Source organism: Aliiglaciecola lipolytica E3, assembly GCF_000314975.1.
Classification (GTDB): domain Bacteria; phylum Pseudomonadota; class Gammaproteobacteria; order Enterobacterales; family Alteromonadaceae; genus Aliiglaciecola; species Aliiglaciecola lipolytica.
In genome coordinates this window covers 1-10,998 of record NZ_BAEN01000052.1, presented here as the reverse complement: position 1 = coordinate 10,998, position 10,998 = coordinate 1, and the positions used below count along the sequence as shown (strand labels likewise).

Here is a 10,998-nt window from a genome sequence, read left to right as displayed (position 1 = left end):
TTAATGCAGCTTTTTTGATTTTTAGAAAAGCAAGTAGGTCTACATTTCAAGCGCAGCGCTAGCATCCATGTATTCTAAGTTTAATTCTTCACCAAGAGCATCGACTACCGCTTGATATGTGACTTTTCCTTTGTGAACATTTAAACCACGTAACAAATGAATGTCATCTAACATTGCCTTTTTAGGACCTTTGTTAGCTAACGCTAAACCAAAAGGTAAAGTTGCATTGTTCAATGCCATCGTTGACGTTCTTGCCACACCACCTGGCATATTTGCAACACAATAATGCACAACACCATTCACGATATAGACAGGATCTTGGTGTGTAGTTGCTTTGGAAGTGGCAAAACATCCACCCTGATCGATAGCTACATCAACCACGACAGAACCTTCTTTCATATTAGCAATATGTTCTTTAGTGAGTAATTTGGGCGCTGCAGCACCAGGAATTAACACTGCACCTACAACTAAATCTGCTTTAGATGAGTAATATTCGATAGCATCTATGGTTGAATAGACAGTTTTAACCTGGTTCGCAAAGATATCGTCCAACTCGCGCAAACGTGTTAACGAACGGTCTAGTATGGTGACATCTGCACCTAAACCAATGGCCATTTTAGCTGCGTTAGTACCGACAACGCCGCCGCCTATTACCAACACTTTACCCGGTGCTACGCCCGGTACTCCACCTAATAATGTGCCGCTGCCACCTTGTGCTTTTTCCAAATAATGGGCACCGGCTTGAACTGCCATTCTTCCTGCTACTTCACTCATGGGGGCAAGTAACGGTAAGCCATTTCTGTTATCCGTAACCGTTTCATAGGCAATGCAAGTTGCGCCAGATTCGACCAACAATTTAGTTTGGGTTGGATCTGGTGCAAGATGTAAAAATGTGTATAGGGTTTGGCCTTCTCTGAGCATCTTACATTCGTTTGGTTGCGGCTCTTTTACCTTAATAATCATTTCAGCACGGGCAAATATTTCTTCTGCTGTTTCAACAATAGAAGCACCTGCGGCAATGTATTGTTCGTTATCAAAACCAATTGCTGCACCTGCATTATTTTCAATGAGGACTTCGTGACCATGGGTAACAAACTCTTTAGTCGCAGCCGGCGTCAAACCAATGCGGTACTCGTGATTTTTAATTTCTTTAGGAACGCCAATTAACATGATTTCACCTAACCCTTACTTTTGATTAATTATTTGTGGAAAAAACAAACGCGAAGTATATGTGAGATTCTCAAAATTGTTATTCTGTATTTTTCTAATTTACAGAATATAATACTCCTAATTGCTATTTACACGGTTTAAAATAATGTTAGTAAAAACCCCTAAACACCTTGATAGAATCGATCGTAACATTCTGATTGCGTTACAAAAAAATGGGAAATTGTCGAATGTTGATCTTGCTAAATCTGTAGGGTTAAGCGCCAGCCCTTGCTTAGAAAGGGTAAAGCGCTTAGAACAACAAGGATATATCACTGGCTATCATGCGCAAGTTGATCCGCATAAATTAGGCGCAGCAATGTTGGTTTTTGTTGAAATAACGTTAACAAAAACCAGCGTGGATATTTTTGAAGAATTTTCTGCTGCTGTACGAAAACACGATGATATTCAAGAGTGTCATTTAGTATCCGGAAACTTCGACTTTTTGTTAAAGGCACGGGTAGCGGATATGTCGAGTTATCGCAAGCTATTAGGAGATACTTTATTACGCTTACCTGGAGTTAGTGAGTCAAGAACCTACGTGGTTATGGAAGAAGTGAAGCATACTGCTCAAATTAAAATCAATCTGAAATAATAAGGCTTTTTAGAGGGAGCATTCGCTAGGATTTTGCATGCGTCACTGGTAAGGTAGAGGCATAAAAATAATACCATTGAACGAATACAAATTTTTTATGGCGCGTCTAACAGGAATACAACGAATAATGGAAGTGGGCATGATTGTTTCATGTGCATTTGCCTTTTTTATTCTACTTGCATTAGCATCTTTTAATGCTGCCGACCCAAGTTGGAGTCAGGCTGGTTTTCAAGGCAATATTCATAATTGGGTAGGGCCTATTGGTGCTTGGTTCGCGGACGTGCTATTTTTTAGTTTTGGCCGTTTCGCTTATATCCTTCCTTTTATCATAGCGTTTACCGGATGGTTTTTGTTTCAGCAGGTTAAACGGTTTGAACAGATTGATTATTTAACCATTGGGTTGCGCATCATTGGTTCAATTCTATTCTTAATCGGCATATCAGGCATACTGAGCATCAACTTTGACGATATATTTCATTTTTCAGCCGGAGGGATGATAGGAGATGTGGTTAGCAGTTCACTAATACCTTACTTTAGCCTGGTTGGTACAACGTTATTGTTATTATGCTTTTTATTGACCGGTGTGACTTTAGTCACCGGAATCTCGTTACTCAGCGTGGTAGATAAATTAGGTGAATTGAGTATCTTAACGGGGTTGTTCATCTACCGAGCCCCGAAACGAATCCAGCATAGTCCCATCGCTAGACTTGCGTTTAAACCGTCAGATAAAAATCAAGATGATGTCGAGATTACTACCTTTAAAACAGCGCAAAGAAGCAACCCTGTTGAACCCGTAATGAACATTCCAGATGAAATTTTTGAAACGGAAAAAGAAGAGCCCAAACCTAGTATTCTGTCAGTGTCCGAGTTAAAGAAAAAGATAAGTGGTAAAAAGGAAAACAAACAGGAAGCTGAACAAAAATCAACGGCCCAATCCACGCCTAGTTCAGACGTCCCTAATAACGCGACTATTCATCTAAATGGTAATTCATCAGCTTCAAATGATATTGATGAGTCATTGGGGCCGCTACCCTCATTTGATTTGCTAGAACGTGCTGACAAAGTAAAAAATCCAATCACTCAAGAAGAGCTTGATATGGTCTCTCGTTTGGTTGAAGAAAAGCTACTCGACTTCAATATAGAAGCTAAGGTAGTCGGTGTGTATCCTGGCCCAGTAATTACGCGATTTGAATTAGACTTAGCACCGGGTGTTAAAGTGAGTCGGATTACGGCATTGGCCAAAGACTTAGCCCGTGCTATGTCTGCTATGTCGGTGAGGGTAGTAGAGGTTATTCCTGGTAAATCGGTAATCGGCTTGGAGTTACCTAATAAAAATAGAGATATGGTGCGCTTAAGTGAAGTCATCGCATGTCAGGCGTTTCAGGGTAATGATTCTCCTCTTACTATGGTCTTGGGTGCAGATATTTCAGGTAAACCTGTGGTTGTTGATTTGGCAAAAATGCCGCATTTGTTGGTTGCAGGAACCACAGGCTCGGGTAAATCAGTAGGTGTCAATGTGATGATTCTTAGCTTACTGTACAAATCCTCGCCTGAAGATGTCCGCATGATAATGATTGATCCAAAAATGCTGGAACTTTCGGTTTATGAGGGTATTCCGCATTTGTTATCCGAAGTGGTAACCGACATGAAAGAGGCCGCTAACGCATTGCGTTGGTGTGTAGGCGAAATGGAACGTCGTTATCGCTTAATGTCTGCATTGGGAGTTAGAAATCTAAAAGGATACAATGCGAAAATAAAACAGGCGATTGAAGACGGACAACCCATTAAAGATCCGTTATGGCGATTCGAAGAAAGTATGGAAACGATTGCCCCTGATTTAGAAAAATTGCCTGCGATAGTGGTAATAGTAGATGAGTTTGCCGACATGATGATGATTGTCGGTAAAAAAGTAGAAGAACTGATTGCCCGTATCGCACAAAAGGCGAGGGCAGCCGGTATTCACTTGGTTCTTGCAACACAGCGTCCTTCGGTAGATGTGATTACCGGTTTGATTAAAGCTAATATCCCAACACGCATAGCGTTTCAGGTATCTTCAAAGATTGATTCACGAACTATACTAGACCAACAAGGGGCAGAATCTTTGTTGGGCATGGGGGATATGTTGTATTTGCCGCCAGGAACAGGCGTTCCAACCCGTGTTCATGGTGCTTTTGTTGATGATCATGAAGTGCACGCGGTTGTCGCGGATTGGAAAAAACGCGGCGAACCTAACTATATTGACGAAATTTTAAATGGCGAAAGTAGCGCGGAAATCTTATTGCCCGGAGAACAACCGGAAGGGGCTGACCAAGAGTTCGACGCGTTTTACGATGAAGCTGTTTCGTTTGTAACAGAATCCAGACGCGCTTCAGTATCGAGTGTGCAACGCAAATTTAGAATTGGTTACAATCGAGCGGCAAGATTAGTTGAACAAATGGAACAAAGTGGCGTCGTAAGTGCAGCGGGACATAATGGTACCCGTGAAGTATTAGCACCACCGCCACCCAAGGATTAATTGATATGAGACGTATTAAAATCAATATAAACGCTAAAATTTTAAGTTTAGTCGCGATTACGAGTTTAATGTTTTATCACACAGCCGCAGCGGCAGTAGACGCCAGTGACAGCCTTAAACAAAAACTAAGTGGCTTAAAAACATTTACCGCAGCCTTTGAGCAGAAAGTGACAGATGGTCAAGGTGAATTAGTGCAAGAATCTGCAGGTCAAATGACATTAAAGCAGCCCAATTTAATGATTTGGCAGGTTAACGAGCCAGATGAAAATTTAATGGTCGCAGATGGTACAACGTTATGGTATTCAGATCCGTTTGTAGAACAAGTTACAGCGATTAATCAAGCGGAATCATCGTCAAATAATCCGATAGTGCTATTAACCAACCCAAATAACGAACAGTGGGCTGATTTTACGATTTCACTAACCGGTAACGTATATAGTATTATCGCCATCAAGCCTGAATCACAGATTAGTGAATTGAAATTGCGTTTCGAAAACGATCAATTGAGTGAGCTGAGTTTTATTGATCGCCAGCAGCAAACAAGCGAACTGACTTTTTCCGAAGTACAGCAAAATAATGCCATTGGTGATGAGCAGTTTATATTCACCATACCGGATGGATTTGAATTGGACGATCAACGCTAAAAATGGAGCTGGATTTTAACGATTCAATCTCATTTACGCCACTCGCGGCGAGAATGCGGCCCAAGACCGTTCAGAATTATGTTGGCCAACAACATATCATAGGGCCAGGCAAAGCTTTGCGTAAATCCTTGGAAGCTGGAAATTGCCATTCGATGATATTGTGGGGGCCACCAGGAACCGGTAAAACTACCTTAGCTGAAATTATTGCAAGCCATTGTGATGCACACATAGAGCGGATCTCTGCGGTTACATCCGGAGTTAAGGATATTCGCACAGCAATTGAAGTAGCAAAGCAGCATGCGGCAGTAAAAAGCAAACGTACGATTCTTTTTGTGGATGAAGTACATCGATTTAATAAAGCGCAACAGGATGCATTTTTACCTTTTATTGAAGACGGTACAGTTACTTTTATTGGTGCTACTACTGAAAATCCTTCGTTTGAGTTAAATAACGCGTTGTTATCACGGGCGAGAGTCTATGTTTTAAAAGCCCTAACTGATATCGATCTTCAGCAAGTGATTGTTAATGTCTTGGCAGATAAAGAGAATGGCTTGGGAAATCAAGTTATCGATCTGCATGATGATGCTCAAAAACGTTTAATTGAACTGGCGGGCGGAGATGCTCGTCGCTTACTGAACTACCTCGAGTTAAGTGTCGATTTTGCTCAAGACGGTGTGGTAGATATTGAAACCGTTGCCCAAGCTGTGGGCGAAAAAGTCTCACAATTTGATAAAGGCGGTGATTTATTTTATGACATGCTGTCTGCATTTCATAAATCAGTTCGCGGTTCTTCTGCAGACGGTGCGTTATATTGGTATGCGCGGATGTTAAGTGCCGGAGGTGACGCCTTAGCTGTTGCTAGACGATTATTGGCAATTGCGACAGAAGATATCGGCAACGCCGATCCACGTGCGATGCAGGTATGCTTAAACGCGTGGGACATTTATCATAGAGTCGGTGCAGCAGAAGGTGAGCGCGCCATTGCACAAGCAACGATTTATTGCGCATGTGCAGCAAAAAGTAATGCTGTTTATACTGCTTTTAAAGCTGCTATGGCGGATGTAAAAGATAAACCAGATTATCCAGTCCCAGCACATTTACGTAATGCACCTACTAAGATCATGGCAGATCTTGGATATGGTAAAGATTACCGCTATGCCCATAACGAACCACATGCTTATGCTGCTGGAGAAACCTATTTTCCAGACGAAATGCAAGATATTGAATATTATCAGCCAGTTGAGCGTGGACTTGAGACGAAAATTAAGGCTAAATTGCGTTTTCTAAAAGACTTAGATAATAAAAGCTAAAAAGGGCATAAAATGACGCACAGTCTTGCTATCTATAGTTATATTGCCGTGGGCGGGGCAGTAGGGGCGTGCTTACGTTTTTTTCTTTCACAAATGATGTTGCAATGGTTTGGTAAAGGCTTTCCTTTTGGTACACTGCTGGTCAACGTAGTTGGTTCGTTTTTACTTGGTTTGGTTTACGCTTTAATTGAACACGGACAAATCGAGATCGTGTTATGGCGAACTGCAATAGGTATCGGATTACTCGGTGCTTTTACAACCTTTTCAACCTTTTCTGTTGATACTTTATTGCTATTGCAGCAAGGACTTTGGTTGAAAGGAATCCTAAATATCGTTTTAAACATAACCTGTTGCTTAACGGCTGCATGGTTAGGAACCCAATTGGTTAAAGGTTAATAATTTACAGATGTTAGATCCTAAATACTTACGTAATGATATAAATGAGACTGCAAATAAACTTAAAAATCGCGGTTTTACGCTAGATGTAGATGCATTTAATGCATTGGAAGAGCGTCGCAAGTCGCTACAAATGCGAACCCAAGAATTGCAAAATGAACGTAACGTGCGTTCGAAGTCGATCGGAAAAGCAAAAGCATCTGGCCAAGATATTGCACCTCTACTAGCTGAGGTTGGTAAATTAGGTGACGATTTGGATGCAGCTAAAGCAGAGCTTTCAACGCTATTAGAAGAGATAGCCGCTTTTTCACAAGGGATCCCTAATCTTCCTGATGATTCAGTTCCGCTAGGAACAAGCGAAGAACAAAATGTTGAAGTTAGCCGTTGGGGCACACCGAAAGAATTTGATTTTGACGTTAACGATCATGTTGATGTTGCGGAAAAACTGGCTAAAGGGTTGGATTTTGAAACGGGCGTGAAGTTATCCGGTTCTCGGTTTGTAGTAATGCGCGGTGATGTAGCTCGTTTAAACAGAGCACTTACCCAATTCATGTTAGATTTGCATACTACTGAGCATGGATACACAGAAATGTATGTTCCTTATTTAGTTAATGAGGAAAGTATGTTTGGTACAGGTCAGTTTCCGAAATTTAAGGAAGATGCATTTCATACGATGCCCGCAACAGAAGAAGGTCAGGGGCTATCATTAATCCCTACAGCTGAGGTGCCTTTAACGAATACTGCTCGGGATGAGATTTATAGTGCTAACGACTTACCGATAAAACTGACTGCGCACACACCATGTTTCCGTAGTGAAGCAGGTTCATATGGTCGTGATACAAAAGGACTTATTCGTAATCATCAGTTCGATAAAGTTGAAATGGTGCAACTGGTGAAACCTGAAGATTCATTCGATGCATTAGAAGAGCTTACCGGACACGCAGAAAAAGTATTACAGTTATTAGAATTACCATATCGTAAAATGTTGCTGTGTACTGGCGATATGGGATTTGGCTCTTGCAAAACCTATGATTTAGAAGTGTGGCTTCCTGCTCAAAATACCTATCGTGAAATTTCATCTTGTTCAAATATGTTTGATTTCCAAGCGCGTAGAATGCAAGCCAGGTATCGTAATCCAGAAACCAATAAACCTGAACTATTACATACATTAAATGGCTCAGGATTAGCTGTAGGACGTACTCTGGTCGCCATTTTGGAAAACTATCAACAACAAGATGGTTCTGTCACAATTCCTAAGGTTTTAGTGCCTTACATGAACGGATTGGACGTGATCAAAGCTAGCTAGGCAAGTTGAGGATGTAGCAGTTAAACCTGCTACATCTTTATAAACATTTAGCCGGTTTAGGTAAACCGGCTATTTTTGTGGCTTGCTTGGCCGGTCCTTTAGGGAATAAGCGCTGCAAATATCGACTGTTACCTTTTTCTGGGCCATATTTGTTTGCCATCGCTTTTACTAGCGCACGAACTGCGGGGCTGGTATTAAACTCTAAATAAAACTCTCTTACAAAATTCACCACCAACCAACGGTTTTCATCTAGCTCGATATTTTCTTTCTCAGCAATCACTTCAGCCAATTCAGTGCACCAATCTTCAACTGATAATAGATAACCCGCTTTGTCGGTTGCAATTTGTTTATCTTTGAAGGTTATAAAATGTTCCATTAATTTCAACTACCAAGAAATAACATTATTATATTTAAGTGCTAAGGTAACAAATTCAGCATAATCAACGAGTTGAATTTCACTCATAACTGGTTGAATACCGCGTGCAATAGTGTCTGGCTCCAGAGCATATACATTAACCGTTTGCTTCAACAACAGTTGGCAATATTCGGTAGAACTTAACGCATAAGTGGCGTCTTGAGTTAACAGTATGCCATCCTTATCGGTAATACGCGTTAACAAAGAAACGAAGTTTTTCTGTGAATAAGGGCTGTGTGAGAGTTTATGTAAAATCATGATAGCGTAATTATATTGTGTGCATTGGCGAGTTTAGCGTTCAATTCAGTATCGGATAATATTTGGCATGCAACATTAAGTTGATTTGACTCAATATTTCGTAACGTCAAACTCCTTTGGCAAACGTATATATTTTCAACGTCATAGAATTCAAATGCGCCAAAACTTTTCGCAAAATGTTTGTGCTCTAATACATCTGGTTTTTGCATCTTAAGCAATTGAAATACGCCATCATCGATAAAGAAAACACTCACGTCTTGTCCAAAGCTTGCAGCGGCTAAAACTAAATCCACAGACTCCTGGCCAGCATTACTGTGTAACGGACCTTGTTGATTGATGATCGCTAGCGATTTCAAAATTGAATACTCCTATCACTTTCGTTCAACATGGATACTAACTCACCAATCCCCACAGATTGGAAAGGCGGTTTTAGGTTGAAAAGTTCGGGTGTATCGTTTTGTATCGCATCTTGTTCACTGATTATTCCGCGTCGATTTGCGGCTGTTACACAAACTTGTAATGGGATTTTATGCTCATTCGCTAAGTCTACCCATTTAGGATACAACGCTAATTCGTCAGATAGCATTGTTTGAAACGTATTGGCAATGTTTACTCCTGATTGATAAAAAAATACGCCTGAAATTTGATGACCGTTAGTTATTGCGGTTTGCGTAAAGCGATAGGCACTGTAACAGCCTTGAGAATCAAGTGAAGCAGAGGTAACAATAATACTGAAGCGAGCCAAATAGTTGATTCCATTTTACGGGTGACATAACAAGTTGCCACATAAAAAAACACCCCAGCGCTGCTGAGGTGTTTTAGCATATCAAAAAATCTTAATCGTCGCCGCCAAAAGCACCTAATAGGTGTAAAATAGAGGTGAACAAGTTATAGATATTCAAATACATTGAAACAGTTGCACGGATGTAGTTAGTTTCCCCGCCGTTTACAATTCTGCTGGTATCAAACAAAATCAATCCAGACATAATAAATACGATAGCTGCGCTAATCGCTAACGATAGTACAGGAATGCCCATAAATATATTCGCGATGCTAGCAACAATAGCTACAATCAAACCAACCATTAAAAAACCGCCCATAAATGAAAAGTCTTTTTTGGTTGTTAGGACATAAGCAGATAATCCAAAGAATACCAGTGCTGTAGTACCTAATGCCTGCATAACAAGTGATGCACCGCCTTCAAAGGCTAAGTAATAATTTAGCATTGGCCCTAAAGAGCCACCTAAAAGCCCAGTAAAAGCGAATACAAATAAAATACCTTTAGAGCTGTTTGCAACTTTGTTTAGGAAAAATATCATTACTAACGCAGTTAAGCTCATGACCATGGCTGCGCCTTGACTTAGTCCCATTGCCATCGCTGCACCGGCACAAACAGCACTAAATGCTAAAGTCATAGCTAACAGCATATAAGTATTGCGAAGAACCTTGTTGGTCTCCAATACCGACGGGCGTGAACCAACCCTGTCTATATTTGCATAACGATCTTGATCCATAAAAAACCTCCAATAGGCGTATATAAAGTAAGTAACTGAGTTAAATGCTAGAGTAATGTTTAATTAGTCTATTTGTATGGTGTTTGGTTCAGTTTTTCAAGTATTATCGTACGAACTCTTTGTAACAATCCGTATTTTGCTGAAAATGCGAGCAAATTGCATAAAGAAAGAGCGTTTGAACAAAAAATTGCTTAATCCCCTTTACAAGCTCTCAAAAGGTCATTAATATTCGCCCCACTTCGAAAGGGTACACCTTTTAGTTGATTCAACTGACAGTTTTTATATAATAAATGTCAGTTTGAAAGTGACTTATTTCGAACAACAATTCGGATAGCTGGCAGAGCTCGGTTTAATGCACCTGACTTGAAATCAGACGTACGGTCAAACGTACCGGGGGTTCGAATCCCTCGCTATCCGCCACATTACAAAAACCCGCACAAGTAGCGGGTTTTTTGCGTTTTAGCTCGAAGAAAAGCGAGCGAGGGTGAGAAGCCCCGTGGTTCGACGCTTTTGTCTGGAACAAAACGTACCGCCGCAGGCGCCCGAAGGGGCAGGCACAGGGATGTGCCTGAGGACATCCCTCGCTATCCGCCACATTACAAAAACCCGCACAAGTTGCGGTTTTTTTGCGTTTTAGCTCGAAGAAAAGCGAGCGAGGGTGAGAAGCCCCGTGGTTCAACGCTTTTGTCTGGAACAAAACGTACCGCCGTAGGCGCCCGAAGGGGTAGGCACAGGGATGTAATGGTCAACTCTTCTTGGACACTTTATTAGGCACTTTTCATTAATTTCATCTCATATTCAACTGGTGAGATGTTTCCCAGTTTATGGTGTCGTCGTTT

The 10,998-nt window shown here is 41.0% G+C and carries 11 protein-coding genes, 1 tRNA gene and 2 pseudogenes; 8 read left to right on the top strand and 6 right to left on the bottom strand.

Annotated features, from left to right (window positions below):
• Positions 1–39 precede the first annotated feature (39 nt).
• The gene (gene ald / locus GLIP_RS13325) at positions 40–1,170 is read right to left on the bottom strand and encodes an alanine dehydrogenase (RefSeq protein ID WP_008845166.1); all 1,131 of its coding nucleotides are present in this window, start codon (positions 1,168–1,170) and stop codon (positions 40–42) included.
• 145 nt (positions 1,171–1,315) lie between these two features.
• Between ald and lrp the strand changes: the two genes are divergently transcribed.
• The 7 genes and pseudogenes from lrp (at position 1,316) to serS (ending at position 7,972) form a co-directional block, all read left to right on the top strand.
• Positions 1,316–1,801 (top strand): leucine-responsive transcriptional regulator Lrp, encoded by a 486-nt coding sequence (lrp, locus tag GLIP_RS13320; RefSeq protein ID WP_008845165.1) that lies wholly within the window; start codon positions 1,316–1,318, stop codon positions 1,799–1,801.
• Positions 1,802–1,898: 97 nt separating this feature from the next.
• Positions 1,899–2,375, top strand: a pseudogene (locus GLIP_RS22515) (DNA translocase FtsK 4TM domain-containing protein); the annotation flags it as partial.
• Between the two features lie 447 nt (positions 2,376–2,822).
• Positions 2,823–4,316: pseudogene (locus GLIP_RS22510) on the top strand (DNA translocase FtsK); the annotation flags it as partial.
• 5 nt (positions 4,317–4,321) lie between these two features.
• A complete protein-coding gene (gene lolA / locus GLIP_RS13310; RefSeq protein ID WP_008845163.1) occupies positions 4,322–4,960 on the top strand; it encodes an outer membrane lipoprotein chaperone LolA in 639 nt (212 codons plus the stop codon).
• A 2-nt stretch (positions 4,961–4,962) separates the two neighbouring features.
• Positions 4,963–6,270 (top strand): replication-associated recombination protein A, encoded by a 1,308-nt coding sequence (locus tag GLIP_RS13305; protein ID WP_008845162.1) that lies wholly within the window; start codon positions 4,963–4,965, stop codon positions 6,268–6,270.
• Between the two features lie 12 nt (positions 6,271–6,282).
• On the top strand, positions 6,283–6,666 hold the full coding sequence (crcB, locus tag GLIP_RS13300) for a fluoride efflux transporter CrcB (RefSeq protein ID WP_040522948.1): 384 nt from the start codon (positions 6,283–6,285) through the stop codon (positions 6,664–6,666).
• A 10-nt stretch (positions 6,667–6,676) separates the two neighbouring features.
• Positions 6,677–7,972 (top strand): serine--tRNA ligase, encoded by a 1,296-nt coding sequence (gene serS, locus GLIP_RS13295; RefSeq protein WP_008845160.1) that lies wholly within the window; start codon positions 6,677–6,679, stop codon positions 7,970–7,972.
• Positions 7,973–8,009: 37 nt separating this feature from the next.
• On the opposite strand, the gene GLIP_RS13290 is transcribed toward serS, so the two are convergent.
• The 5 genes from GLIP_RS13290 to GLIP_RS13270 all read right to left on the bottom strand — a co-directional run bounded on the left by GLIP_RS13290 (position 8,010) and on the right by GLIP_RS13270 (position 10,159).
• Positions 8,010–8,348, bottom strand: coding sequence for a TusE/DsrC/DsvC family sulfur relay protein (locus tag GLIP_RS13290; RefSeq protein WP_008845159.1), 339 nt, complete (start codon positions 8,346–8,348; stop codon positions 8,010–8,012).
• 9 nt (positions 8,349–8,357) lie between these two features.
• Positions 8,358–8,645, bottom strand: coding sequence for a sulfurtransferase complex subunit TusB (gene tusB / locus GLIP_RS13285; protein ID WP_008845158.1), 288 nt, complete (start codon positions 8,643–8,645; stop codon positions 8,358–8,360).
• Complete coding sequence (gene tusC, locus GLIP_RS13280; protein ID WP_008845157.1) at positions 8,642–9,001, bottom strand: sulfurtransferase complex subunit TusC; 360 nt, start codon at positions 8,999–9,001, stop codon at positions 8,642–8,644. Before tusC ends, tusB begins: the two co-directional genes overlap by 4 nt.
• Positions 8,998–9,390, bottom strand: a complete 393-nt coding sequence (tusD, locus tag GLIP_RS13275; RefSeq protein ID WP_008845156.1) for a sulfurtransferase complex subunit TusD — start codon at positions 9,388–9,390, stop codon at positions 8,998–9,000. Before tusD ends, tusC begins: the two co-directional genes overlap by 4 nt.
• Positions 9,391–9,481: 91 nt before the next feature.
• Positions 9,482–10,159, bottom strand: a complete 678-nt coding sequence (locus GLIP_RS13270) for a Bax inhibitor-1/YccA family protein (RefSeq protein WP_008845155.1) — start codon at positions 10,157–10,159, stop codon at positions 9,482–9,484.
• 328 nt (positions 10,160–10,487) lie between these two features.
• Between GLIP_RS13270 and GLIP_RS13265 the strand changes: the two genes are divergently transcribed.
• Positions 10,488–10,579: transfer RNA gene (locus GLIP_RS13265), tRNA-Ser, on the top strand.
• The last annotated feature ends 419 nt before the right edge of the window (positions 10,580–10,998 follow it).

What these genes read in the sequence shown, in the direction of transcription:
- ald (WP_008845166.1), bottom strand. Translation starts at nt 1,170, where the DNA reads ATGTTAATTGGCGTTCCTAAAGAAATTAAAAATCACGAGTACCGCATT.
- lrp (WP_008845165.1), top strand. Translation starts at nt 1,316, where the DNA reads ATGTTAGTAAAAACCCCTAAACACCTTGATAGAATCGATCGTAACATT.
- lolA (WP_008845163.1), top strand. Translation starts at nt 4,322, where the DNA reads ATGAGACGTATTAAAATCAATATAAACGCTAAAATTTTAAGTTTAGTC.
- GLIP_RS13305 (WP_008845162.1), top strand. Translation starts at nt 4,963, where the DNA reads ATGGAGCTGGATTTTAACGATTCAATCTCATTTACGCCACTCGCGGCG.
- crcB (WP_040522948.1), top strand. Translation starts at nt 6,283, where the DNA reads ATGACGCACAGTCTTGCTATCTATAGTTATATTGCCGTGGGCGGGGCA.
- serS (WP_008845160.1), top strand. Translation starts at nt 6,677, where the DNA reads ATGTTAGATCCTAAATACTTACGTAATGATATAAATGAGACTGCAAAT.
- GLIP_RS13290 (WP_008845159.1), bottom strand. Translation starts at nt 8,348, where the DNA reads ATGGAACATTTTATAACCTTCAAAGATAAACAAATTGCAACCGACAAA.
- tusB (WP_008845158.1), bottom strand. Translation starts at nt 8,645, where the DNA reads ATGATTTTACATAAACTCTCACACAGCCCTTATTCACAGAAAAACTTC.
- GLIP_RS13270 (WP_008845155.1), bottom strand. Translation starts at nt 10,159, where the DNA reads ATGGATCAAGATCGTTATGCAAATATAGACAGGGTTGGTTCACGCCCG.